This window comes from Ornithinimicrobium kibberense (genome assembly GCF_006519705.1).
In the GTDB taxonomy this organism is placed as follows: Bacteria; Actinomycetota; Actinomycetes; order Actinomycetales; family Dermatophilaceae; genus Ornithinicoccus; species Ornithinicoccus kibberensis.
The window spans coordinates 85,197-108,959 of sequence record NZ_VFXM01000005.1 but is presented as its reverse complement, the minus strand read 5'-3'; the positions used below and the strand labels follow the sequence as shown (position 1 = coordinate 108,959).

The window sequence follows — 23,763 nt, the reverse complement described above, 5'->3', positions numbered from 1 at the left end:
ATCCGTCCGACCGCGAGGAGAACCTCCGTGACCGTTCCCGACCGCCGACCCGTCCGCCGCGCGCTCGTCTCCGTCTACGACAAGGCCGGGCTGGAGGACCTCGCCCGCGGCCTGCACGCCGCGGGCGTGGCCATCGTCTCCACCGGCTCCACCGCCGCGCGCATCGAGGCCGCCGGGGCGCCGGTCACCCGGGTCGAGGAGCTGACCGGCTTCCCCGAGTGCCTCGACGGGAGGGTCAAGACCCTGCACCCGCGGGTGCACGCCGGCATCCTGGCGGACACCGCCAACCCCGACCACGTCGCCCAGCTCGAGGAGCTGGGGGTGGAGGCCTTCGACCTCGTCGTGTGCAACCTCTACCCCTTCGCCGAGACGGTGGCCTCCGGCGCCGGTCAGGACGAGTGCGTCGAGCAGATCGACATCGGCGGGCCGTCGATGGTCCGCGCCGCGGCGAAGAACCACCGCAGCGTGGCCGTGGTGACCAGCCCCACGGCATACCCGCAGGTGCTCGACGGGGTCGCCGGCGGCGGCTTCACCCTGGACGAGCGCCGCCGCCTGGCGGCCGAGGCGTTCGTCCACACCGCCACCTACGACGTGCACGTCGCCTCCTGGATGGGCGACGTCGTCGCCGACACCTCCGACGGCACCGGGTTCCCGGCCTGGGTCGGGGGGACCTGGGAGCGCAGGGCGGTGCTGCGCTACGGCGAGAACCCCCACCAGCGGGCGGCGATCTACGCCGACGGCTTCCGGACGACGCCCGGCCTGGCCCAGGCGGAGCAGCTGGGCGGCAAGGAGATGTCGTACAACAACTACGTCGACGCCGACGCGGCGTGGCGGGCCGCCCACGACCACGGCGACCGGCCGACGGTGGCGATCGTCAAGCACGCCAACCCCTGCGGCATCGCCGTCGGGGAGGACGTGGCCCAGGCCCACCGCCGGGCGCACGCGTGCGACCCGGTGTCGGCCTTCGGCGGCATCGTCGCGGCGAACCGGCCCGTCACCGCGGCGATGGCCGAGCAGCTCGAGGACGTCTTCACCGAGGTCGTGCTCGCGCCCGACTTCGAGCCGGAGGCCCTGGAGCTGCTGGGGAGGAAGAAGAACCTACGGCTGCTGCGCGTCGCCCCGCCCGCCCGCGGGGGGGTGGAGACCCGGCCGGTCTCCGGGGGCCTGCTGATGCAGTCCGTCGACACGGTGGACGCGGTCGTCGACGACGGCGGGGACGACGCCTCCCGCTGGCGGCTGGTCAGCGGCCGCCCCGCGGACGAGGCCACGCTGGCCGACCTCCAGTTCGCCTGGCGCGCGGTGCGGGCGACCAAGTCGAACGCGATCCTGCTGGCCGCCGACGGCGCCAGCGTGGGCATCGGCATGGGCCAGGTCAACCGGGTGGACTCCTGCCACCTCGCGGTGGACCGGGCGGGGGAGCGCGCCGCCGGCTCGGTCGCCGCCTCCGACGCCTTCTTCCCCTTCGCCGACGGCCTGCAGGTCCTCCTGGACGCCGGGGTGCGCGCCGTCGTCGCGCCGGGCGGGTCGATCCGGGACGAGGAGGTCGTCGCCGCGGCGGAGGCCGCGGGGGCGACCATGTACTTCACCGGCACCCGCCACTTCGCCCACTGAGCCAGCCCCTACACTCGGGCCCATGAGCGCCACGATCCTGGACGGCAAGGCCGTCCTGGCCACGATCAAGGACGAGCTGCGGACCAGGGTCGAGGCCCTGGCCGAGGCAGGTGTCGTCCCCGGGCTGGGCACGGTGCTGGTCGGCGACGACCCCGCCAGCACCTGGTACGTGGGTGCCAAGCACCGCGACTGCGCGGAGATCGGGGTGGCCAGCATCCGGCGCGACCTGCCGGCCGGGTCGTCGCTGGAGGACGTGCTCGGGGTGGTCGACGAGCTCAACGCCGACCCGGCCTGCACCGCCTTCCTCGTGCAGCAGCCGACCGGGCTCGACGAGTTCGCGATCCTCTCCCGGGTCCACCCGGTCAAGGACGTGGACGGTCTGCACCCGTTCAACCTGGGCTCCCTCGTCCTGGGGGAGCCGGCGCCGCTGCCCTGCACCCCGGTCGGGGTGGTGGAGCTGCTGCGACGCTACGACGTGCCCCTGGACGGTGCGGAGGTCGTCGTCGTCGGCCGCGGGCTGACCGTCGGCCGGCCGCTGGGCCTGATCCTGTCGCGCCGCTCGGAGAACGCCACGGTCACGCTGTGCCACACCGGGACCCGTGACCTGGCCGCCCACACCCGCCGGGCGGACGTCGTCGTGGCCGCCGCGGGCGTCCCCGACCTGGTCACCCCGGACATGGTCCGTCCGGGGGCCGCGGTCCTCGACGTCGGGGTGGCCCGCCGGGACGGGAAGATCGCCGGCGACGTCCACCCGGACGTCGCCGAGGTCGCCGGCTGGCTCTCGCCGAACCCGGGCGGCGCCGGGCCGATGACCCGGGCGATGCTGCTGCGCAACGTGGTGGAGGCCGCCGAGCGGTCCGCCGGCACCGGCCCGGCGTGACGCCGGGAGCGGCCGGCGGGGGTCCGCTCGAGGACGACCCCGAGGCCGAGCGCCGGGCGGCCGCGCCCCACCAGGCGCTGGGGCCGTGGTGGGGCGCGGGGGTGCTCGGGCTGGCCGTGGCCGCCGTGCTCCTGGTCACCGAGAACCTGCGGGCCTACGGGTATGCCGTCGGCGGCACCATGGGGGTCCTCGCGCTCGCCCGGGCGCTGCTGCCGGACGCCGCGGTCGGAGGGCTGGCCGTGCGGTCCCGCTGGCTGGACGCGGCGACCCTGGCCACGCTCGGGCTGGCGGTCGCGGTGCTGGCCGCCACGCTGCGCCTGCGCTGAGCGCGGGCCCCGCGACGACGACGGGCCCCTCCCCGGCGGGGAGGGGCCCGTGCTGACCGCCCGGGCGGTCGGGGGGCGGAGCTCAGACGAGGCCGAGCTGGGTGACCGCGTCGCGCTCCTCGGCGAGCTCGGCCACGGAGGCGTCGATCCGGCCCCTGGAGAAGTCGTCGATGTCCAGCCCCTGGACGATCTCGTAACCGCCGTCCCGCGTGGTCACGGGGAAGGAGCTGATGAGGCCCTCGGCCACGCCGTAGGACCCGTCCGAGGTGACCGCCATCGAGACCCAGTCGCCCTCGGCCGAGCCGAGCAGCCAGTCACGGGTGTGGTCGATCGTCGCCGACGCGGCGGAGGCGGCCGAGGAGGAGCCCCGCGCCTCGATGATCGCGGCGCCGCGCTTGGCGACGGTCGGGATGAAGGTGTTCTCCAGCCACTCGCGGCCGTCGTCGCCCACCGCCTCGGCGGCGTTGCGCCCCGCGACCTTGGCGTGGAACAGGTCGGGGTACTGGGTGGCCGAGTGGTTGCCCCAGATCGTCATGTGCGTGACGTCGGTGACCGGGGCACCGACCTTGGCCGCCAGCTGGGCGATGGCCCGGTTGTGGTCGAGCCGGGTGAGGGCGGTGAACCGCTCGGCCGGGATGTCGGGGGCGTTGCTGCGGGCGATGAGCGCGTTGGTGTTGGCCGGGTTGCCGGTGACGGTCACGCGGATGTCGTCGGCGGCGTGGTCGTTGAGGGCCCGCCCCTGCGCGGTGAAGATCGCGCCGTTGGCCTCCAGCAGGTCGCCCCGCTCCATCCCCTTGCTCCGCGGACGTGCCCCGACGAGCAGCGCGACGTTGGCGCCGTCGAAGACGACGTTCGGGTCGTCGCCGATCTCGATGCCGGCGAGGGTGGGGAAGGCGCAGTCGTCCAGCTCCATGACGACCCCCTCCAGGGTCTTCAGCGCCGGGGTGATCTCCAGCAGCCGCAGCTCGACAGGGGTGTCCTTGCCCAGGAGCTCGCCCGAGGCGATGCGGAACAGGAGGCTGTAGCCGATCTGGCCGGCGGCGCCGGTGACGGCGACCTTGACGGGAGCGTTCATGAGGGGGGTGCCCTTTCCTCGGGTATGGGGTCGTGCCGGGACCCGCAGGCCCGAACCCGGGCGGCTGCGGTCCCGTCGGTCCGACGCTAGCACCGGCGCACCGGGGCGGTGGAGCCGGATGCGGGCGTCCCGGGGGCTCCGCGTCCACCGGTGGCGAGGGTGGGTCCCGCCGGTTAGCGTGGCGCTCGGACCGGACGGGACACCCGGGGGTGGCGACCACCCCACCCCGCACCGGTGGAAGGAGCGGACCATGGGATTTTTCGACAAGGTCAAGGACGCGCTGACCGGCTCGGACGAGGCTCGGGCCGAGAGCGCCCGCGAGCGCGCCCGGGAGGCGCGGGAGGAGGCCGACCGGGTCACCGCGGAGGCGCGGGCCAAGGCGGACGAGGCGCAGCGCGAGGCCGACGAGGCCGCCCGCCAGGCGGACGACCCGGACGACAGCATGACCGCCGAGGACGCCACCACCAAGCAGCGGCTGGCCGACGAGGCGAAGAAGGAGGCCGCCGAGACCGAGGCCGAGGCCGGCAAGCAGGTCGCCCAGGCGGAGGCGAAGGCCCAGAAGGAGGCCGCCCGGGCGGAGGCCGACGCCGAGCGCGCGGCGGTCGACCAGCAGGCCGCCGCCGAGCAGCAGGCCGCCGAGCACCGGTCGGACGTCGCCGAGCAGCGGGCCGAGGAGACGAAGGCGGCGCAGCAGCGGACCCACACGGTGCAGCCGGGGGACACCCTCGCCGGCATCGCCCAGCGCTACGGGGTGGATGCGGAGGAGATGGCGCGGCTGAACAACCTGGACAACCCGGAGCTGATCTACCCCGGCCAGGTGTTCAAGGTCCCGGCGGGCTGAGCCCGCCCCGGGCGCGGGGCGGGCCCGCGCACCGGCCACGGGTATGGTGAGGCGCGTGTCCGCCCCCGGAGCCGCCGGCCCGACGATGCACGTGCCCGCATCCCCCGTCGTGGGGGTGGCCCTGCCCGTCCCAGAGCCGTGGGGCAGGCACCTGCAGCGGCTGCGGCAGGACTACGGGGAGCCGGGGGCGGTCAACATCCCCACCCACATCACCCTCCTGCCCCCGACGCCGGTCACCCCCGACCAGGTGGCCCCGCTGCGCCGGCACCTGGCCGAGGTGGCCCGTGCGCACGACCCGTTCACCGTGATCCTGCGGGGCACCGGGACCTTCCGCCCGGTCTCCGACGTCGTCTTCGTGCAGGTGGCGCAGGGCGTGTCCAGCTGCGAGCGGCTGGAGCGGGACGTGCGTGACGGACCGGTGGCCCGGGGGCTGGAGTACCCCTACCACCCGCACGTGACGATCTCGCACGACCGCCCCCCCGAGGTGCTCGACCGCGCCTTCAACGACCTGGCCGCGTTCTCGTGCACCTTCGCCGCCACCAGCTTCCGGCTCTACCTCCACGGCGGCGACGGCATCTGGCAGGTCGTCGAGGACTTCCTGCTCACGGACTGAGTCCCCTCGACGGTCAGGCGGCCGCGTGCGCGGCCTCCGACACCACCCGGCCGTAGTGGCCCAGCAGCTCCTCCACCAGGGCCGGCCAGGAGCGTCCCACCACCAGCGTCCGCCCCGCAGCCCCCGTCCGCGCGCGGCGGTCGGCGGCGTCCGGCCCGACGAGCAGGCTCTCGACGGCGGCCCGCACCGCGCCGGGCAGGTCGGGGTCGAAGAGGGCGCCGGTGCGGCCGTCCTCGACGAGGTCCAGCGGGCCGCCCCGGGCCGGGGCGACCACCGGGAGTCCGGCGGCGGCCGCCTCCTGCAGCGTCTGGCCGAAGGTCTCCCGCGTGCCGGTGTGCACGAACACGTCGAAGGCGGCGTAGGCCCGGGCCAGGTCGATGCCCTCCTGCCGGCCGAGGAACGCCGCGCCCGGCAGCAGCTCGGCCAGCTGCTCCCGGCTGGGCCCCTCCCCGACCAGGACCAGCCGGGTGCCCGGCAGGTCGTCCAGCTCGGCCAGGCGGTGCAGCTCCTTCTCGGGCGCCAGCCGCCCGACGTAGCCCAGCAGCACCTCCCCGTGCGGCGCCAGCCGTGCCCGCAGCGCCCGGGTCTGCTCGTCGGCCGCCCGCGCCGGGTGGAAGAGGTCCGCGTCCACCCCGCGTCCCCACAGGGCCACCCGCGGGACGTCGTGGTCGGCCAGGTCGTGCAGCGCCGCCGTGGACGGGGCCAGCGTGAGGTCCGCCTGCTGGTGGATCCGGCGGATCCACCGCCAGGCGGCCCGGGAGGTCAGGTCGCCGGCCGGGCCGGAGTGCTGGCGGATGTAGGAGGGCATGTCGGTCTGGTAGACCGCGACCGAGGGCAGCCCCAGGGCGCGGGCGGCCGTCAGGCCACGGACGCCCAGGACGAAGGGGGAGGAGACGTGCACGACGTCCGGGGCGAAGCGGTGCAGCACGGTCTCCAGCTCGTAGGAGGGCAGCCCCACCCGGAACTGGCGCACCGGGACGCTGGTCACCGGGTGCACCGGGAACCCGGCGTACCACTCGGGGGTGGCCGTGGGGCTCCACGGGCTGGTGCCGGGGGCGACGACGAGGGCCTCGTGGCCGCCGGCCCGGAGGTTCTCCAGGATCTTGCACACGCTGGTCGTCACCCCGTTGAGCGCCGGCAGGAACGACTCGGTCACGATGGCCACCCGCACATGCTCCAGGGTGGGCGAGGCGGGTGTGCCGGGGGCGACCGTGGGGTGTGCGTCGGGTGAGCGTCGGGTGAGCAGCGGGTGACCCAGGCCGTCGCGGAGCCGCCCGCGCCACCTGGGCGGTGCCGGGGAGGACGGTCCGGTGGTGCCGGTCAGGTCAGCTCCTCCCTGCCGGTGCGGCGCAGCGTCTCCACGAGGCCCTTGACGTCCTGGCAGTGGCGGGCGGTGGTCACCAGCAGGGCGTCGGGGGTGTCCACCACGACGACGTCCTGCATCCCGAGGGTGACCACCGTGCGCCCGGCGCGTGGGGCCACGACCCCGGTCGAGCCCTCGGCGAGGACGAGGTCCTCGGGGCCCAGCACGTGCAGGCCGGGACGGCCGGCCGACTCCGGCAGCAGGGAGGCCAGGGAGGCGAAGTCGCCGACGTCGTCCCACGTGAACGGTGCCGGCACGACGGCGACGTGCCCGGCGGCGGCGGCCGGCTCGGCGACGGCGTGGTCGATCGAGATCCTCGTCAGCGAGTCCCACCGCTCCGCGATGGAGGACGGGTCGGCGGCCACCTCCCGCAGGGTCTGCACCATCCGCGGCTGCTGCTGCTCCAGGAGGTCCAGCAGGGTGCCCGCCCGGACGACGAACATCCCCGCGTTCCACAGGTAGCGGCCCGAGGCGAGGTACTCCGCGGCCAGCTCGGCGTCCGGCTTCTCCACGAACGCCTCGACGTGGCGCACGTCCGGGGCGTCCTCGACCGCGAGCTCGCCACCGACCCGCACGTAGCCGAACCCGGTCGCGGGCGAGGTGGGGGTGATGCCGAGCGTGACGAGCAGCCCCTGCCGGGCGGCGTGGACCGCCTGCCGCACCCGCTCGCGGAACACGTCCGGCTCGCCGATGACGTGGTCGGCGGCGAAGGACCCCAGGACCGCCCCGGGGTCCCGGCGCTCCAGGACGGCGGCGGCCAGGCCGATCGCCGGCATCGAGTCCCGGGGCGAGGGCTCCACGAGCAGGTTCTCCGGCCGGAGGTCCGGGAGCTGGGCGCGGACCGCGTCGGCGTGCCGGGTCCCGGTCACCACCATCACCCGGTCGCCCACCAGGGGCTCCAGCCGGTCCACCGTGCCCTGCAGCAGGGAGCGTCCCGAGCCGGTGAGGTCGTGCAGGAACTTCGGCGAGGACGACCGCGACAGCGGCCACAGCCGCGTCCCCGACCCCCCGGCGGGGACGACGGCGGTGAGGTCGCGCACAGGGTCACCTGCCTGGTCCGGGGAGGGCATGAGGGCCAGTCTAGGGTTGACGGCATGCCAGCGTCCCCGGGTCCGAGCGCCGTGTCCACCGCCGTGCCCGGTGGCGCCGCCACCGCCGCGGGCACGGCATACCGGCGGGTGGTGCGTCCGCTGCTGTGGCGGCTGGACGCCGAACGGGCCCACCACGCGACCGTCGCCGTCGCCCAGGGGCTGGGGGCCACCGCGCCCACGCGGGCGCTGACGACCCTCGCGGGGTATGCCGTGGGCGGCCTGGGCCCCGGCGCCGCGCCGGTCGAGCTCCTCGGCCTGCGGATGCGCCACCGGGTGGGCCTGGCGGCCGGCCTGGACAAGGACGGCCGGGCCGTGGCCACCTGGGGGGCGCTGGGGTTCGGCCACGTGGAGCTGGGCACGGTGACCGCGCTGCCGCAGCCGGGCAACCCCCGGCCGCGCCTGTTCCGGCTGCCCCGCTCGGGTGCGGTGATCAACCGGATGGGGTTCAACAACGACGGGGTGCACGCGCTGGCCCGGCGGCTGCGGGCCGCGCGCGAGGCCGGCCTGGTGGACCTGCCGGTGGGGGTGAGCATCGGCAAGAGCAAGGTCACGCCCGTCGGGGAGGCCGTCGGCGACTACCTCACCTCGGTGGCCGCCCTCGACGGCCTGGCCGACTACCTGGCCGTCAACGTCTCCAGCCCCAACACCCCGGGCCTGCGCTCGCTGCAGGACGCCGGACCGTTGAGGGAGCTGCTCACCGAGGTGGTCCGTGCCGCGGGCGGCACCCCGGTCCTGGTCAAGCTGGCCCCCGACCTCGCCGACCCGGCCCTCGACGAGGCGCTCGAGGTGGCCACGGGAGCAGGCGTGGCGGGCGTCATCGCCACGAACACCACCCTCTCCCGGGACGGGGTCGTCCAGGCGGAGCAGCAGCTGGCCCGGGCCGAGGCCGGGGGGCTCTCCGGGGCACCCCTGACCCGGCGGGCCCGCGAGGTGGTCGCCCACGTGGTGGCCCGCACCGATCTGCCGGTCGTCGGGGTCGGGGGGATCATGACGGCCGACGACGCCCGGGCGATGCTCGACGCGGGGGCGGGCCTGGTGCAGCTCTACACCGGTCTGGTCTACGCCGGGCCGGGACTGCTCGGCGAGGCGGTGCGGGCGACCGGGCCGGCGGGGGCGGGGGCCTGACCGAACCCCTCCCGGGGTGAGCACGCGGCGACAGTAGGCTGGGGGCATGTCAGAGGCGACGACCGAGTCCGGACTGCCGATCAAGGCCCGTTACGGGCCCGAGGACCTGGACGGCTTCGACCCCGCCGTGCAGCTGGGGGAGCCGGGGGCCTACCCGTTCACCCGCGGGGTCTACCCCAGCATGTACACCGGGCGTCCGTGGACCATGCGGCAGTACGCCGGCTTCGGCACCGCGGCCGAGTCCAACGCCCGCTACAAGGAGCTGGTGGCCAACGGCACCGGCGGGCTCTCGGTCGCCTTCGACCTGCCCACCCAGATGGGCTACGACTCCGACCATCCCCTGGCCTCCGGCGAGGTCGGCAAGGTCGGGGTGGCGATCGACTCGGTCGAGGACATGCAGGTGCTCTTCGACGGGCTGCCGCTGGACGAGGTGTCCACCTCGATGACGATCAACGCCCCGGCCGCCTCGCTGCTGCTGATGTACCAGCTCGTGGCCGAGGGCAACGGCATCCCCGCCGCGCAGCTGACCGGGACGATCCAGAACGACGTGCTCAAGGAGTACATCGCCCGGGGCACCTACATCTACCCGCCGGCCGAGTCGCTCCGGCTGATCAGCAACATCTTCGCGTACTGCCACCGGGAGATCCCGCGCTGGAACACGATCTCCATCTCCGGCTACCACATGGCCGAGGCCGGGGCGACGCCCGTGCAGGAGGTCGCCTTCACCCTGGCCAACGCCAAGGCCTACGTCCAGGCGGCGCTGGACGCCGGCCTGGCCGTCGACGACTTCGCCCCCCGGCTCTCCTTCTTCTTCGTCGCCCGCACCACGCTGCTGGAGGAGGTCGCCAAGTTCCGTGCGGCGCGCCGCATCTGGGCCCGCATGATGAAGGAGGAGTTCGGCGCCCAGAACCCCAAGTCGATGATGCTGCGCTTCCACACCCAGACCGCCGGGGTGCAGCTGACCGCCCAGCAGCCGGAGATCAACCTCGTCCGGGTGGCCCTGCAGGGGCTGGGCGCCGTCCTCGGCGGTACCCAGTCGCTGCACACCAACTCCTTCGACGAGGCCATCGCCCTGCCGACCGCCAAGGCCGCCCGCCTGGCGCTGCGCACCCAGCAGGTGCTCGCCCACGAGACCGACGTCACCAGGACCGTCGACCCCTTCGCCGGGTCCTACGTCGTCGAGTCGTTGACCGACGACCTGGAGGAGGCGGTGCTGGCCCTCATGCAGGCGGTGGACGACCGCGGGGGGGCGGTGCACGCCATCGAGCAGGGCTTCCAGAAGAGCGAGATCGAGCGGTCCGCCTACGACAACGCCCTCCAGATCGACTCCGGGGAGCGGGTCGTGGTGGGCCAGAACCGGTTCACCGTCGAGGAGCACGAGCGCTACGAACCGCTCCGGGTCGACCCCGCCATCGAGGCCGCGCAGGCGCAGCGGCTGGAGCGGCTGCGCGCGGACCGTGACGGGAGCGCGGTCGAGCGTGCCCTGGCCGACCTGCGGACCGCCGCGGAGGGGACGGACAACGTCCTGCCCCCCATGCGGGCGGCGCTCGCCGCCAGGGCCACCGGCGGCGAGGTCGCCGACGCCCTCCGGGACGTGTGGGGCCAGCACGTCCCGCGGGAGACGTTCTGAGCCGGAGGGGGTTGTACCCTGGGTGGTCGACCACCCGACGCCGACCGAGGTGAGGCCTTCCGTGACGACCCCCACCGCCCGCCGCACCCGTCCCGTCGACGACCCCTGGAGCCCCCAGGAGGGTCCCGGGATCGTGGAGACGGTCGGACGGCACGTGGAGGACCTGGCCGACCGGCTGCTGGAGCTGCGTCGCCTCGTGCACCAGCAGCCCGAGCTGAGCTGGCACGAGCTGCGCACCACCGCCCTCGTCACGGACGTCCTCACCGACGCCGGGGTGAGCGTGACCCCGCTCCCGGGGACCGGTGCGGTGGCCGACCTCGGGGACCCCGACCCACGGGTGCGGGTCGCCCTGCGGGCGGACCTGGACGCCCTTCCGCTGGAGGAGGCGACCGGGCTGCCGTTCGCCTCCCGCACGCAGGGCGTCTGCCACGCGTGCGGCCACGACGTCCACACCGTCGGGGTCCTGGGCGCGGGGCTGGCCCTCAAGGCGGTCGAGGACGAGCTGGTGCGCCGCCAGATCGGGGTGCGGCTGCTGTTCCAGCCCGCCGAGGAGACCATCCCGGGCGGCGCCCACGCCGTCATGGAGCACGGCGGCCTCGACGGGGTCGACCGGCTGCTGGCCGTCCACTGCGACCCCTCCATCGACGTGGGCACGGTCGGGCTGCGCGTGGGGCCGATCACCGCGGCCTCCGACTCGGTGCACGTCGCGCTCACCGGCCGCGGCGGGCACACCTCCCGCCCGCACCTGACCCAGGACCTGACCTACGCCCTGGGCAAGGTGGTCACCGAGGTGCCGGCCGTGCTCTCCCGCCGGCTCGACCCCCGGGACGGTGCCACCCTCGTGTGGGGCATGGTCCGCTCGGGCTCGGCGCCCAACATCATCCCCACCCGCGCCGAGTGCACCGGCACGCTGCGCATCCTCGACGCCGAGGCCTGGCACAGCACCGGGCCGCTCATCGAGGAGATCGTGCGCTCGGTGGTGGCGCCCTACGGGGTGGGTGCGGAGGTCACCTACGTCAAGGGCGTCCCTCCGGTGGACAACGACAACGACGCCGTGGTGGCCCTGTCCAGGGCGGCGATGACCCTGCTGGGGCCGCACGCGGTCGTGCCCACCAAGCAGTCCATGGGCGGGGAGGACCTGGGCTGGTACCTCACCCAGGTCCCGGGTGCGATGGCCCGGCTCGGGACCCGCACGCCCGGCGGGCAGACCCACGAGCTGCACCAGGGCGACCTCGTCGTCGACGAGCGTGCGGTGGTCGTGGCGGCGCAGGTGCTGGCCGGCAGCGTGCTCACCTCGGTGGGGCCCGACGGGCTGGTCTGAGCCTCCGCCCAGGGCCGGACGGACCCCGCCCGACCGCCCCCACGGACGGTGGACCCTTCGGCCGGCACCGGGGACACCGGCAGGTTCGAGGGGGAGATACCATCAGGACTGCACAAACCCCATTCAGCTGACAAAGGAGGACCCCGTGCGTCGGGTTCTGAAGCTCGCGGCCCTGGGTGCCGCCGCCTCCCTGGCCCTCACCGCCTGCGGCGAGGCACCGGAGGACAACGACACCGGTACGACCAACAACGACTCCGGTGCTGGTGCCACCGACGACACCGCTGCGACGGACGACGGCGCGGCCGCCGGCGGCGCGGAGGACTTCCAGGCCTGCATGGTCTCCGACTCGGGAGGCTTCGACGACCAGTCGTTCAACCAGTCGGGCAAGGAGGGCCTGGACGCGGCCGCGGAGTCCCTGGGCATCGAGACCACCGAGGTCGAGTCCCAGTCCGACGCCGACTACGCCAGCAACGTGCAGAACCTGGTCAGCCAGGGCTGCAACCTGACCATCGGGGTCGGCTTCCTCCTCGAGGACGCCATCCAGGAGGCGGCGGAGCAGAACCCCGACACCAACTTCGCGCTCATCGACTCGGCCTTCAGCGACGAGAACTTCGAGCCGGTGGAGCTGGACAACGCCAAGCCCATCCTGTTCAACACCGCCGAGGCCAGCTTCCTGGCCGGCTACCTGGCCGCGGGGATGTCCGAGACCGGCACCGTCGCCACCTTCGGCGGCATCCAGCTGCCGTCCGTCGCAATCTTCATGGACGGGTTCGCCGACGGCGTGGACAAGTACAACGAGGACAACGACGCCGAGGTGCAGCTGCTCGGCTGGGACAAGGAGGCGCAGGACGGCTCCTTCTCCGGCGACTTCGAGAACCAGGCGCAGGGCCAGACCCTGACCGACCAGTTCATCGCCCAGGGCGCCGACGTCATCATGCCGGTCGCGGGCCCCGTCGGTCTCGGCGCGGCCGCGGCCGCCTCGGACGAGGACGGCGTCAAGATCGTCTGGGTCGACTCGGACGGCTACCTGACCGCCTCGGAGTACTCCGACATCATGCTGACCTCGGTCATGAAGCAGATCGGCCCGGCCGTGGAGGACACCATCGCCCAGACCTACGAGGGCGGTTTCACCAACGAGCCCTACGTCGGGACGCTGGAGAACGACGGGGTCGGCCTGGCGCCGTACCACGACTTCGAGGACGCGGTGGCCGAGAAGACCGCCGTCGGCCCCGACGGCGAGGAGATGCCCCTCAACGAGGTCATCGACGCCTACGAGGAGCAGATCATCTCCGGCGAGCTGACCATCGAGACGCCGAACGCTCCGCAGTGACCTGGTGAGCTGCGGCGGGCAGGTCCCGCCGCAGCCACCCGCGGACGTGCAGCGGCCCGGCCCCCAGGGTCGGGCCGCTGCGGCGTCGCCCACCTGCCACTCCCACCGCCAACGACGCGAAGGCACCACGCGATGAAGCTGGAACTGCGGGGCATCACCAAGGTGTTCGGCCCCCTGGTCGCCAACGACCACATCGACCTCGTCGTCGAGCCGGGCGAGATCCACGCCCTCCTCGGCGAGAACGGGGCCGGCAAGAGCACCCTGATGAACGTCCTCTACGGTCTCTACGACCCCGACGGCGGGGAGATCCTGCTCGACGGTGAGCAGGTCCGGTTCAAGGGACCCGGCGACGCGGTCGCCGCCGGCATCGGCATGGTCCACCAGCACTTCATGCTCGTGCCCGTGTTCACGGTCGCCGAGTCCGTCGCCCTGGGCTACGAGCCGGCCGGACCCGGCGGGGTCCTCGACCTCGACCGGGCCCGCCAGCGGGTGACGGAGATCTCCGAGCGGTTCGGCTTCCACGTCGACCCGGACGCGCTGATCGAGGACCTCCCGGTGGGGGTCCAGCAGCGGGTCGAGATCATCAAGGCGCTCTCCCGGGACGCGAAGGTGCTCATCCTCGACGAGCCCACGGCCGTGCTCACCCCCCAGGAGACCGACGAGCTCATCGGCATCATGGGGGAGCTCAAGGAGGCGGGCACCTCCATCGTCTTCATCACCCACAAGCTGCGCGAGGTGCGCGCCGTCGCCGACAAGATCACCGTCATCCGGCGGGGCAAGGTCGTCGGCGAGGCCAGCCCCAGCTCCACCGAGACCGAGCTGGCCTCGATGATGGTCGGACGCTCGGTCAGCCTCACCGTCGACAAGGATCCGGCCACCCCGGGCGGGCCGGCCTTCGTGGTCGAGGACCTCACCGTCGTGAGCCCGGCCGGCAACGTCCTCGTCGACGACATCTCCTTCGAGGTGCGCGCCGGGGAGATCCTGTGCATCGCCGGCGTGCAGGGCAACGGGCAGACCGAGCTGGCCGAGGCGATCCTCGGGCTGGAGGAGGTCGACTCCGGGCGGATGGTGCTCGACGGCACCGAGCTGGGCGGGACGGGCGTGCGCGACCGCCTGCGGGCCGGCATCGGGTTCGTGCCGGAGGACCGCTCCACCGACGGCGTCATCTCCAGCTTCACCATCGCCGAGAACCTCGTCCTCGACATCTACGACACCCCGGACTTCGCCCGCGGGGTCACGATGAGCCCGACCAAGGTGGCCGAGAACGCCGTCCGTCGCGCCGACGAGTTCGACGTGCGCTACACCGACGTGCAGGACCCGATCTCCACGCTCTCCGGCGGCAACGCCCAGAAGGTGGTCCTGGCCCGGGAGATGTCCCGTCCGCTCCGGCTGCTCGTCGCCTCCCAGCCGACCCGTGGCCTGGACGTGGGTTCCATCGAGTTCGTGCACACCCGGGTCGTGCGCGAGCGCGACCAGGGCACCCCCTGCATCATCGTCTCCACCGAGCTGGACGAGGTGCTCGGCCTGGCCGACCGGATCGCGGTGATGTACCGCGGGCGCATCGTGGGCGTGGTCGACGGGGCGGACGCCGACCGCGACATGCTCGGGCTGATGATGGCCGGCGTGCCCATGGAGGACGCGCGCCGTCAGGCCGCCGAGCACCACTCGGTCCTCGGCGAGGCCGACCGCGCGGAGACTCCGCGGGCCCCTGCAGCAGCCGCCGAGACACCTCATACCCCCGACCCAGCGAGCCCGGAGGAGCGGCCGTGACCGACCACCCGAGCCCCCACGACGACACCGACGCCCCCAACGAGCAGGCGGCGGCTGCCGCGCCCCCCGCCGAGACCGGGGACGTGCAGTCCGCGTCCGCCTCCCCGGAGGGGCCCTCGCAGGAGGGTCCCACCCACCGGGACGAGGACCGCCCGGGCGTGCTGCAGCAGATCCTGTCCGGCAACGCGCTGATGTCGGTGCTGGCCGTCGTGCTCGCCCTCCTCATCGGCGGCCTGCTCATCGCCTTCGCCGACGAGGAGACCCGGGCCGCGTCCGGCTACTTCTTCTCCCGGCCCGCCGACATGCTCTCCGCCGGGTGGACCGCCATGACCGACGCCTACGTGGCGATGTTCCGCGGGTCCGTCCTCAACTGGCAGTCGGACACCTTCGCCGGGATGGTCAAGCCGTTGACCGAGTCGATGGTCTTCTCGGTCCCGCTGATCCTCGCGGGCCTGGGCATCGCCGTCGGCTTCCGTGCCGGCCTGTTCAACATCGGGGCCCAGGGCCAGATCATCGTCGGCGCCATCGTCGCCGCCTGGCTGGGCTTCGCCTTCGACCTGCCCCCCGTCGTCCACCTGCTCGTGGCCATCCTCGGCGGGGCGATCGGCGGTGCCGTCTACGGCGGCATCCCCGGCGTCCTCAAGGCCCGGTTCGGGGCCAACGAGGTGATCGTGACGATCATGCTCAACTACATCGCGGTCTACCTCATCAGCTTCATCCTGAGGCAGCCGACCTTCAACCCGGGGCGGACCGGGCAGCGCAGCCCCGCGGTGTCCGCCGACGCCACCTACCCCCTGCTGATCCCCGAGTGGCTGGTGCCGGGGAACACCTTCCGCCTGCACTGGGGCTTCGTCGTGGCCATCCTGGCGACGGTGTTCGTCTGGTGGCTGCTGGAGCGGTCGACCGTCGGCTTCGAGATCCGCGCCGTCGGCGCGAACCCCAAGGCGGCCCGGACGGCGGGCATGTCGGTGGGTCGCACCACGATCATCACCATGGTCGTGGCCGGTGCCCTGGCCGGGCTGGCCGCCACGGGCCAGGTGCTCGGCACCGAGGGCTCCCTGACGGCCGGCGTGGCCGCCTCCTACGGCTTCGACGCGATCACGGTGGCGCTCCTGGGCCGCTCCCGCCCGTGGGGCACCTTCTTCGCCGGGCTGCTCTTCGGCGCGCTCAAGGCCGGCGGCTTCCTCATGCAGTCGTTGACGCAGACCCCGATCGACATCGTGCTGGTCGTCCAGTCGCTCATCGTGCTCTTCATCGCGGCCCCGCCGCTGGTGCGCACGATCTTCCGTCTACCCGCACCCTCGGCCCGACCACGGTCCCGCCGCGCAGTCAAGGAGGCCGCCGCGTGAGCACCACGACCGAGCGTCCCACCCCCTCCGGCGCCACCGCCGCCGGGCGGGGCACCGCCGTCCGACGCCGGACGAGCCTGAAGCCGACCGTCGTCTACGCGCTCGCCGCGCTGGTGTCGCTGCTGGTGTTCGTCCCGGGCACCCCGAGCGACGTGCAGACCGTCTTCCAGTTCGGCTCTGGCGGGGAGTTCATCCGGATCCCGAACCTGCCGGTGCCCTCGCTGGTGACCATCGTCCTGCTCACGGTCGTCCTCGCCGGGGCCGCCGTGTGGGCCTTCCTGCGGCACCGGGCCCGGCGGCCGCTGAACGCCTGGTGGCACGTGCTGGTGGGGGTGGCCTTCATCACGGCCTTCCTCACCTACGTCGGGGCGGGTCGGTCCTCGGTCATCCCGATGGTCTCGCTCCTGGCGGGGGCGCTGGCGCTGTCCGTGCCGCTCGTCTTCGGCTCCATGTCCGGGGTCATCTGCGAGCGCTCCGGGGTGATCAACATCGCCATCGAGGGGCAGCTGCTCTTCGGTGCCTTCGCCGCGGCCCTGGTCGCCTCCGCCGCCGGCAGCGGATGGGTCGGCCTGCTCGCGGCGCCGGTCGCCGGGGCGGCGGTGGGCGCGCTGCTGGCGTGGTTCGCGGTGGCCTACCGGGTCAACCAGATCATCGTGGGCGTGGTGCTCAACACCCTGATCATCGGCCTGACCGGCTTCCTCTTCTCCACCCTGATGTCGGACAACAAGGCGCTGTGGAACACGCGGATGCCGCTGCCCCGGCTGCCCATTCCGGTCCTGTCCGAGATTCCCGTCGTCGGGCCGGTCCTGTTCGACCAGACCATCCTGGTGTACCTGGTGTACGTCCTCGTCGCGGTGCTGCAGTTCATGCTCTTCCGGAGCCGGTGGGGCCTGCGCACCCGGGCCGTGGGCGAGCACCCCAAGGCGGCCGACACGGTGGGCATCAAGGTCAACACCCGGCGGGTGCTCAACGTCATCCTCGGCGGTGCCGTCGCCGGTCTGGGGGGTGCCTTCCTCACGGTCGGCTCCGGCCTGGCCTTCGGGCGGGAGATGTCGGCCGGCCAGGGCTACATCGCCCTCGCGGCGATGATCCTGGGCAAGTGGAACCCCAAGCTGGCGGTGCTGGCGGCCCTGCTGTTCGGGTTCTCCAAGAACCTGGGCAACGTGCTGTCCACCATCGGTTCCGGGGTGCCCTCCGAGCTGCTGCTCATGCTGCCCTACGTCATCACCATCTTCGCCGTCGCCGGCTTCGTCGGCCGGGTCCGCCCGCCGGCCGCCAACGGCACCCCCTACACCAAGAGCTGAGCAGGAGGAGCGCGATGACCGACCGGTCAGGCACGAGGGACGAGGTCGACTGGGAGGCCCTGCGCCGGCGGGCCGTCGAGATGATGGGCCGGGCCTACGTGCCCTACTCCCGCTACCCCGTCGGCGTGGCCGGCCTGGTCGACGACGGCCGGGTCGTGTCCGGCTGCAACGTGGAGAACGCCAGCTACGGACTCACCCTCTGCGCCGAGTGCGGGATGGTCTCCGAGCTGGTGGCCGGCGGAGGAGGCCGGCTCGTCGCGGTGGCCTGCGTGGACCGGGAGGGGCAGGCCCTGATGCCCTGCGGGCGCTGCCGGCAGCTGCTGTGGGAGCACGGCGGCGCGGAGTGCCTGCTGGCCACCCCGGAGGGGGTGCTGCCGATGGAGCAGGTCCTGCCGCAGGCCTTCGGGCCGGGCCACCTCGACCGCTGACCCGGGGCGCCTCACCCGTCGACGGGCTCCTCCGGGCCGGCCGGGCCCAGCAGGGCCGGCCGGGGCAGCCCCGCCTCCAGCGCCAGCCGGGCGGCCTCGGGGCTGCGGGGGACGTAGAAGACCTCCCCGGCGATCCCCCGCACGCGGTCGTGCAGGGTGCGGACGGTGCCCGCGTCGACGACGACGCGGCCCTGCTCAGGCGGCAGGTAGAGGTCCTCGCCGAAGGTCCCCGCGGTGTCCCGACGGGCCACCCGGGTGACGTCGACGGGCCGGTGCCCCATCGCCTCGGCGAGCGCCGTGACGACCGTGTCGTCCTGGGGGGTGCCGCCGTCCTGGGGCTCACCGACCGCGACCCGCTCCCCGGGGCCCAGCTCGACCCGCTGGAGCACCTGCTTGGCACGACGGTCGCGGGTCATCACGGTGTGGACGAGGACCGGACGACCCTCCACCTCGGCCTGGGCGGCCAGCACCAGCGCGGCCGCGTCCACGCCGACGGCCAGCGTCCGCGCGGCCGAGAGGGTGGCCTGGAGCCGGGGCGTGGACACCCCGGCCACCACCCGACCGTTGCGTACGGCGATGATGGTCGGGAACATCGGCTGCTCGCCGTGCGTCCCACCTCGGGCGCGGGTGCGCCGCAGCAGATCGGTCACAGGAGGGACGACGAGGGCCATGACGTCAGCGATCAGCACGCCGCACAGGATGTCACACCGGGACGGGGCGGGCCGGTGAAGGCCTCCCAGGTGCCGTGGTGGGGGTGGGTGCTGCTGGTCCTCACGGCCCTGACGCTCCTCGACGTCCTCGACGGGGGGCTGGTCCCCCTGATCATCCTCGGCGTGATCGGGTGGAAGCTGTTCGGCCGGCAGCTCTCCGGCGGGTCCGTGCCGACGCAGGGCCTCCCGCCCGGTGGGGCGCCGCCCCCGCCGGGCGGGTCCGCGCCGACGGACCGGCCCGTGTCGGGCCCGGCGCCCCCCGGCTGGACCGGCGGACCGGGCGGGTCCCCGCCGATGCCCACCATCGACGTGCCCCGCTACCCCGGGTCGTCGCCGGCGTCCGGCCCGGCGACCTCGTCGAGGGGATGGTCCGGCGGCACCGACCCCGCCCGTTCGCTGCTGCGCCTGCAGCTGGCCCAGGGGGGACGGGACCTGGAGCAGGCGCTCGCGGCGGGCGACGCCGGGCGGGCGCGCCAGCTCCTCGAGGGGATGGACCGGCTGCTCACCGCGGGACGGGTGGACGGTGGCGAGGAGGGCGCGCTCCACGGCGACGTGCGGACCGCGCTGTCGGCGCTGTCGGGCAGCCCCGGCGGCGTGGACCGGGCCGCGCTGGACAGGGTCGTGGCCCGGTGCCGCGGCATGGGCCAGACTGGGCACCATGAGTGAGTCCTTCGACGCCGTCGACATCATCCGCACCAAGCGCGACCGGGGTGAGCTCTCCTCCGAGGAGATCGCCTGGGTCGTGGACGCCTACACCCGCGAGGTGGTCGCCGACGAGCAGATGTCGGCGCTGGCCATGGCCATCCTGCTCAACGGGATGAACCGCCGGGAGATCGGCGACTGGACCGCGGCGATGATCGCCTCCGGCGAGCGGATGGACTTCTCCTCCCTGTCCCGCCCGACCGCGGACAAGCACTCGACCGGAGGGGTGGGCGACAAGATCACCCTGCCGCTGGCCCCGCTCGTGGCCGCCTGCGGGGTCGCGGTCCCCCAGCTCTCGGGCCGGGGCCTGGGCCACACCGGCGGGACCCTCGACAAGCTGGAGGCCGTCCCCGGGTGGCGGGCGTCGTTGTCCAACGCGGAGATCCTCGACCAGCTCGAGGACGTCGGCGCGGTGATCTGCGCGGCGGGGTCGGGGCTGGCCCCGGCGGACAAGCGCCTCTACTCGCTGCGCGACGTCACCGGTACGGTCGAGGCGATCCCGCTGATCGCCTCCTCGATCATGAGCAAGAAGATCGCCGAGGGCACCGGGGTGCTGGTCCTCGACGTCAAGGTCGGCTCCGGCGCGTTCATGAAGACCGAGCCGGACGCCCGGGAGCTGGCGGAGACCATGGTGGCGCTCGGTCAGGACGCGGGCGTGCACACCGTGGCGCTGCTCACCGACATGTCCACGCCCCTGGGGCTGACCGCCGGCAACGGCCTCGAGGTGCGCGAGAGCGTGGAGGTGCTCGCCGGCGGCGGCCCCCAGGACGTGGTGGACCTCACCCTCGCCCTGGCCCGCGAGATGCTCCAGGGGGCAGGGGTGGAGGACGTGGACCCGGCCGACGCGCTGCGGGACGGGCGGGCCATGGACGTCTGGCGACGGATGATCGCCGCCCAGGGCGGCGACCCGGACGCCGCGCTGCCGACCGCCGCCGAGACCCACCAGGTCGTCGCGGACCGGGACGGGGTGCTGACCGAGCTCGACGCCCTGGCGGTCGGCGTGGCCGCCTGGCGCCTCGGCGCGGGCCGCGCCCGCAAGGAGGACCCCGTGCAGGCGGCCGCCGGTGTCGAGCTGCACGCCAAGCCCGGCGACCGGGTGCGGGCCGGCGAACCGGTGATGACGCTGCACACCGACACCCCCGAGCGCTTCGAGCGTGCGCTCGCCGCCCTCGAGGGGGGCTGGAGCGTCGGGGACACGGCGCCCGGGCGTCCGGACGTGGTCATCGACCGGATCGCCTGACCGGCCCGGGTCAGTAGCCCCGGCCGTCGGCCCCGGCCACGTCCTGACCCGGCTCGGGCACCACCAGCGTGCCGGCGTCCGCGCGCTCCCGGGCCCCGGCCAGCAGCGCCTCGGTCGAGGAGGTCCCGATCCGGGTGACGCCCTCGGCGCACATGGCCAGGAGCGTGTCGACGTCCCGGACGCCCCCGGAGGCCTTCACCTGGACGTGCTCGCCGGTGCTGGCGCGCATGAGCCGGACGTCCGGCAGCGTCGCGCCGCCCCCGGCGAACCCGGTCGAGGTCTTGACGAAGTCGGCCCCGGCGGCCTCGGCGGCCCGGCAGCCGGCGACCTTCTGCTCGTCGTCGAGCAGGGCGGTCTCCAGGATCACCTTCACCAGGGCCCCGGCCTCGTGCCCGACCTGTACCACGGCGGCGATGTCCGCCTGCACCTGCTGGACGTCCCCGCCGCGCAGCCGGCCGATGTTGAGCACCATGTCCAGCTCGGTGGCGCCGTCCTCGAGGGCCTGGCGCGACTCGGCCACCTTGGCCGCGGTGGAGGTGGTGCCGTGGGGGAAGCCGATGACCGTGCAGACCCGGGTCCGGTGGCCCTGGACGGCCCCGGCGGCGAGGGCCACGTCGCTGGGACGCACGCAGACGGACCAGATCTCGGCGGCGGCCAGCTCGCGGCAGGACCGCTCCACCTCGGCCGGGGTGAGCTCGGGCTTGAGCAGGGCGTGGTCGACGAGGTCGGCGACGTCCTGGACGGTCAGGGTGCTCCCGGGGGCGTAGGTGTTCGGCATGGGTCCCACTGTAGGTGGAGCGCATAGGATCGGGGTATGCCGACGACGTTGCGGCCGGTCCGGGTGCCCGGGACCGGGGAGAAGCTGATCCAGGAGCTGGCCGGGGCGGCCAGCACGGGGCACCGCTCGGTGTCGCTGGCGCGGATGACCGCGCCCCCCGGGTGGTCGGAGCCGGGCCAGCGGCCCGAGTTCGACGAGATCACCTACGTCCTGGCCGGCGAGGTCGTCGTCGAGCACGAGGGCGGATCGACCAGCGTCACCGCGGGGGAGTGCATCCTCACCCGGGCGGGGGAGTGGGTCCGCTACGCCGTCGGCCCCTCCGGCGCGGACTACCTGGCCGTGTGCGCCCCGGCCTTCACCGTCGAGGGTGCCCGCCGGGACCCGGAGCCGGTGCCGGGCTGAGCGCCGTCCGTCGGCAGCAGCCGTCGGCGCAGGGCGTCCGCACGGTCCAGCCTGACCTCGTCCCGGCGGCGCCGTTCACCCATCACCCCGGCCAGCAGCTCCTCCGGCGACGCTCCCGCCGGCGGGGGCGGCGACACCCGTGGAGCCACGGCGGCCCACAGCTCGGCGGCGGTGCGCGTGCGGGCCTCGGGGGCCAGCTGGCCGGCCCGGGAGAGGAACTGGCGGACCGCCACGGCCAGCGCGTCGGGCAACGGCGCCAGGTCCGCGTCCCGGGCCCAGCCGCCGACCTCGGGACCGGCGACGGGCAGGGCGACCGGGGCCAGCCGCACCCGGTCACGGACGACGTAGGTCCCTGCCAGCAGGTCGCCCAGCCGGCGGGCCCGTTCGTTGGTGGCGGCCACGAGGAGGGCGAGCCCGCCGAGGGTCAGCCACAGCTCGACGGTGCCGGCCAGCGCGCGGATGGTCGCGTGCCGCAGGCCGATAGGACCGGTGTCGTCCCGCACCGTCCGCAGACCGAGCGCGAGCTTGCCGACCGTGCGGCCGTGCAGGACGGTCTCCAGGGTGATCGGCACCCCCGCCATGGCCAGCACCATGAGGATGATGACGAAGGTCTGACCCAGGGCCCCGTCGGCGGCGAACAGGTCGACCGGGGTGAGCAGGACGACCGCGACGAGCAGGGCCGCCACGACGAGCAGGTCGATCGCGCCCGAGAGCATGCGCAGCGGCAGGGACGCGGGCGGGAGCTCGACCTCCACCGCCTCGCCGGTGACGAACCGGTCGACGTCGAAGATCCCCGCACGAGCCACCCGGCCAGCGTACGACGGGACGCCGGGGCCGGGCGTCCTACAGTGGGCCCGTGGACCTGGACGCACTGGTGGCCCGACGGCGGGAGGAGTGGCTCCGGCTGGAGTCGCTCGCGCGCCGGCGACGGCTCTCCGGCGCCGAGGCCGACGCGCTGGTCGACGGCTACCAGCGGGCGGCCACCGACCTCTCCCTCGTCCGTTCCGGTGCACCCGACGCCGGCGTGGTCGCCTACCTGTCCGCGCTGGTCGCCCGGGCCCGGGGCCGCGCCGCACGCGTGCCGACGGCGTCCTGGTCCGGGGTGGGCCGGTTCTTCGCCGAGGACTTCCCGGCGGCGCTCTACCGGCTGCGGTGGTGGTGGGGGGTGACCGCCGTGACCAACGTCGTCGTCGGGCTCGTGCTGGGCTGGTGGCTCTACCACCATCCGGTGGTGGAGAACACCCTGCTGACGCCGCAGGAGGTGCAGCTGCTCGTCGACGTGCAGTTCGAGTCCTACTACTCCGAGAACGCGGCGAGCAGCTTCTCCACCCTCGTCTGGGTGAACAACGCCTGGGTCGCGGCCAGGGCGATCGGGATGGGCGTGCTCGGCTTCCCGGTCGTGTGGGTCCTGTGGCAGAACATCGCCAACGTGGCGGTGATCGGCTCCCTGATGCACCGCTACGACCGGGCCGACGTGTTCTGGGGCCTGCTGACACCCCACGGCCTGCTGGAGCTGATGGCGGTGTTCGTGGCCGCAGGCGTGGGGCTGCGGCTCTTCTGGGCCTGGGTCGCCCCGGGTCCCCGGACCCGCCTGGCCAACCTGGCGGCGGAGGGACGGACGGCGGCCGGGGTGGCGCTCGGCCTGGTCGTCGTGCTCCTGGTGGCGGGGGTCATCGAGGGCTTCGTCACCCCCTCGCCGCTGCCCACCTGGGCCCGGGTGGGCATCGGTGTGCTGGCCCTGCTGACGTTCCTCGCCTACGTCTTCACCCTGGGCCGGTCCGCCGTCCGTCGTGGGGTCACCGGCGACGTCGGCGACGACCAGCAGGCGGACGTGGCCCCCACCTCGTCCTGAGGCCGCGCGCGGGACCCCGTCG

General features: G+C 74.2%; 23 protein-coding genes. 17 read left to right on the top strand and 6 right to left on the bottom strand.

Annotated elements, in window-relative coordinates:
• Nucleotides 1-27: 27 nt before the first annotated feature.
• Genes purH through FJR00_RS05485 form a run of 3 tightly spaced genes read left to right on the top strand, consistent with a single transcriptional unit; the run spans nt 28 to nt 2,817 of the window.
• Complete coding sequence (gene purH / locus FJR00_RS05495; RefSeq protein ID WP_238330325.1) at nt 28-1,611, top strand: bifunctional phosphoribosylaminoimidazolecarboxamide formyltransferase/IMP cyclohydrolase; 1,584 nt, start codon at nt 28-30, stop codon at nt 1,609-1,611.
• 22 nt (nt 1,612-1,633) lie between these two features.
• Nucleotides 1,634-2,491, top strand: a complete 858-nt coding sequence (locus FJR00_RS05490; protein ID WP_141337813.1) for a bifunctional methylenetetrahydrofolate dehydrogenase/methenyltetrahydrofolate cyclohydrolase — start codon at nt 1,634-1,636, stop codon at nt 2,489-2,491.
• On the top strand, nt 2,488-2,817 hold the full coding sequence (locus FJR00_RS05485; protein WP_181409507.1) for a DUF3017 domain-containing protein: 330 nt from the start codon (nt 2,488-2,490) through the stop codon (nt 2,815-2,817). The genes FJR00_RS05490 and FJR00_RS05485 overlap by 4 nt, the downstream gene beginning before the upstream one ends.
• An 82-nt stretch (nt 2,818-2,899) precedes the next feature.
• Here the strand turns inward: FJR00_RS05485 and FJR00_RS05480 are convergent, their stop codons facing one another.
• Entirely contained in the window at nt 2,900-3,892 is a 993-nt protein-coding gene (locus tag FJR00_RS05480) for a malate dehydrogenase (protein ID WP_075959077.1), read from the bottom strand.
• A 250-nt stretch (nt 3,893-4,142) separates the two neighbouring features.
• On the opposite strand from FJR00_RS05480, the gene FJR00_RS05475 reads away from it, so the two are divergent.
• Both FJR00_RS05475 and FJR00_RS05470 read left to right on the top strand, forming a co-directional pair.
• Nucleotides 4,143-4,733: a LysM peptidoglycan-binding domain-containing protein gene (locus FJR00_RS05475; RefSeq protein WP_141337811.1), complete on the top strand. Its 591-nt coding sequence runs from the start codon at nt 4,143-4,145 to the stop codon at nt 4,731-4,733.
• A gap of 55 nt (nt 4,734-4,788) precedes the next feature.
• The gene (locus FJR00_RS05470; protein ID WP_238330324.1) at nt 4,789-5,346 is read left to right on the top strand and encodes a 2'-5' RNA ligase family protein; all 558 of its coding nucleotides are present in this window, start codon (nt 4,789-4,791) and stop codon (nt 5,344-5,346) included.
• Between the two features lie 13 nt (nt 5,347-5,359).
• Here FJR00_RS05470 and FJR00_RS05465 read toward each other — a convergent pair whose 3' ends face one another.
• On the bottom strand, nt 5,360-6,517 hold the full coding sequence (locus tag FJR00_RS05465; RefSeq protein WP_202876598.1) for a glycosyltransferase family 4 protein: 1,158 nt from the start codon (nt 6,515-6,517) through the stop codon (nt 5,360-5,362).
• A 149-nt stretch (nt 6,518-6,666) separates the two neighbouring features.
• Entirely contained in the window at nt 6,667-7,779 is a 1,113-nt protein-coding gene (locus tag FJR00_RS05460) for a mannose-1-phosphate guanylyltransferase (RefSeq protein ID WP_075959076.1), read from the bottom strand.
• Between the two features lie 24 nt (nt 7,780-7,803).
• Here FJR00_RS05460 and FJR00_RS05455 point away from each other — a divergent pair, with 24 nt between their 5' ends.
• From FJR00_RS05455 to FJR00_RS05420, 8 genes are all read left to right on the top strand, one after another.
• Nucleotides 7,804-8,925, top strand: coding sequence for a quinone-dependent dihydroorotate dehydrogenase (locus FJR00_RS05455; RefSeq protein WP_141337810.1), 1,122 nt, complete (start codon nt 7,804-7,806; stop codon nt 8,923-8,925).
• Nucleotides 8,926-8,971: 46 nt separating this feature from the next.
• Nucleotides 8,972-10,555 (top strand): acyl-CoA mutase large subunit family protein, encoded by a 1,584-nt coding sequence (locus FJR00_RS05450; protein ID WP_141337809.1) that lies wholly within the window; start codon nt 8,972-8,974, stop codon nt 10,553-10,555.
• A 130-nt stretch (nt 10,556-10,685) separates the two neighbouring features.
• Nucleotides 10,686-11,876 (top strand): amidohydrolase, encoded by a 1,191-nt coding sequence (locus FJR00_RS05445; protein WP_141337902.1) that lies wholly within the window; start codon nt 10,686-10,688, stop codon nt 11,874-11,876.
• Nucleotides 11,877-12,021: 145 nt separating this feature from the next.
• Nucleotides 12,022-13,206: a BMP family lipoprotein gene (locus FJR00_RS05440; protein ID WP_141337808.1), complete on the top strand. Its 1,185-nt coding sequence runs from the start codon at nt 12,022-12,024 to the stop codon at nt 13,204-13,206.
• A gap of 132 nt (nt 13,207-13,338) precedes the next feature.
• The gene (locus FJR00_RS05435) at nt 13,339-14,976 is read left to right on the top strand and encodes an ABC transporter ATP-binding protein (RefSeq protein ID WP_141337807.1); all 1,638 of its coding nucleotides are present in this window, start codon (nt 13,339-13,341) and stop codon (nt 14,974-14,976) included.
• Nucleotides 14,973-16,325, top strand: a complete 1,353-nt coding sequence (locus FJR00_RS05430; protein ID WP_141337806.1) for an ABC transporter permease — start codon at nt 14,973-14,975, stop codon at nt 16,323-16,325. Before FJR00_RS05435 ends, FJR00_RS05430 begins: the two co-directional genes overlap by 4 nt.
• A complete protein-coding gene (locus FJR00_RS05425) occupies nt 16,322-17,629 on the top strand; it encodes an ABC transporter permease subunit (RefSeq protein WP_141337805.1) in 1,308 nt (435 codons plus the stop codon). The genes FJR00_RS05430 and FJR00_RS05425 overlap by 4 nt, the downstream gene beginning before the upstream one ends.
• Nucleotides 17,630-17,643: 14 nt before the next feature.
• Entirely contained in the window at nt 17,644-18,057 is a 414-nt protein-coding gene (locus tag FJR00_RS05420) for a cytidine deaminase (RefSeq protein WP_141337804.1), read from the top strand.
• A gap of 11 nt (nt 18,058-18,068) precedes the next feature.
• On the opposite strand, the gene FJR00_RS05415 is transcribed toward FJR00_RS05420, so the two are convergent.
• Nucleotides 18,069-18,746, bottom strand: a complete 678-nt coding sequence (locus FJR00_RS05415; RefSeq protein ID WP_141337803.1) for a hypothetical protein — start codon at nt 18,744-18,746, stop codon at nt 18,069-18,071.
• Between the two features lie 36 nt (nt 18,747-18,782).
• Between FJR00_RS05415 and FJR00_RS05410 the strand changes: the two genes are divergently transcribed.
• Both FJR00_RS05410 and FJR00_RS05405 read left to right on the top strand, forming a co-directional pair.
• Nucleotides 18,783-19,433, top strand: a complete 651-nt coding sequence (locus FJR00_RS05410) for a hypothetical protein (protein ID WP_141337802.1) — start codon at nt 18,783-18,785, stop codon at nt 19,431-19,433.
• A complete protein-coding gene (locus FJR00_RS05405) occupies nt 19,426-20,709 on the top strand; it encodes a thymidine phosphorylase (protein ID WP_141337801.1) in 1,284 nt (427 codons plus the stop codon). Before FJR00_RS05410 ends, FJR00_RS05405 begins: the two co-directional genes overlap by 8 nt.
• A 10-nt stretch (nt 20,710-20,719) precedes the next feature.
• Here FJR00_RS05405 and deoC read toward each other — a convergent pair whose 3' ends face one another.
• Entirely contained in the window at nt 20,720-21,487 is a 768-nt protein-coding gene (gene deoC, locus FJR00_RS05400; RefSeq protein WP_141337800.1) for a deoxyribose-phosphate aldolase, read from the bottom strand.
• A gap of 36 nt (nt 21,488-21,523) precedes the next feature.
• Here deoC and FJR00_RS05395 point away from each other — a divergent pair, with 36 nt between their 5' ends.
• Entirely contained in the window at nt 21,524-21,889 is a 366-nt protein-coding gene (locus FJR00_RS05395) for a cupin domain-containing protein (RefSeq protein WP_141337799.1), read from the top strand.
• Here FJR00_RS05395 and FJR00_RS05390 read toward each other — a convergent pair.
• Nucleotides 21,817-22,695 (bottom strand): RDD family protein, encoded by an 879-nt coding sequence (locus tag FJR00_RS05390; protein ID WP_202876597.1) that lies wholly within the window; start codon nt 22,693-22,695, stop codon nt 21,817-21,819. The two genes, FJR00_RS05395 and FJR00_RS05390, sit on opposite strands and share 73 nt — an antisense overlap.
• Before the next feature lie 50 nt (nt 22,696-22,745).
• On the opposite strand from FJR00_RS05390, the gene FJR00_RS05385 reads away from it, so the two are divergent.
• Nucleotides 22,746-23,741 (top strand): stage II sporulation protein M, encoded by a 996-nt coding sequence (locus tag FJR00_RS05385; RefSeq protein WP_141337798.1) that lies wholly within the window; start codon nt 22,746-22,748, stop codon nt 23,739-23,741.
• The last annotated feature ends 22 nt before the right edge of the window (nt 23,742-23,763 follow it).

Coding starts and splice junctions, on each gene's coding strand:
- FJR00_RS05475 (WP_141337811.1), top strand. CDS start 4,143: ATGGGATTTTTCGACAAGGTCAAGGACGCGCTGACCGGCTCGGACGAG.
- FJR00_RS05395 (WP_141337799.1), top strand. CDS start 21,524: ATGCCGACGACGTTGCGGCCGGTCCGGGTGCCCGGGACCGGGGAGAAG.
- deoC (WP_141337800.1), bottom strand. CDS start 21,487: ATGCCGAACACCTACGCCCCCGGGAGCACCCTGACCGTCCAGGACGTC.
- FJR00_RS05450 (WP_141337809.1), top strand. CDS start 8,972: ATGTCAGAGGCGACGACCGAGTCCGGACTGCCGATCAAGGCCCGTTAC.
- FJR00_RS05435 (WP_141337807.1), top strand. CDS start 13,339: ATGAAGCTGGAACTGCGGGGCATCACCAAGGTGTTCGGCCCCCTGGTC.
- FJR00_RS05490 (WP_141337813.1), top strand. CDS start 1,634: ATGAGCGCCACGATCCTGGACGGCAAGGCCGTCCTGGCCACGATCAAG.
- FJR00_RS05405 (WP_141337801.1), top strand. CDS start 19,426: ATGAGTGAGTCCTTCGACGCCGTCGACATCATCCGCACCAAGCGCGAC.
- FJR00_RS05455 (WP_141337810.1), top strand. CDS start 7,804: ATGCCAGCGTCCCCGGGTCCGAGCGCCGTGTCCACCGCCGTGCCCGGT.
- FJR00_RS05460 (WP_075959076.1), bottom strand. CDS start 7,779: ATGCCCTCCCCGGACCAGGCAGGTGACCCTGTGCGCGACCTCACCGCC.
- FJR00_RS05480 (WP_075959077.1), bottom strand. CDS start 3,892: ATGAACGCTCCCGTCAAGGTCGCCGTCACCGGCGCCGCCGGCCAGATC.
- FJR00_RS05420 (WP_141337804.1), top strand. CDS start 17,644: ATGACCGACCGGTCAGGCACGAGGGACGAGGTCGACTGGGAGGCCCTG.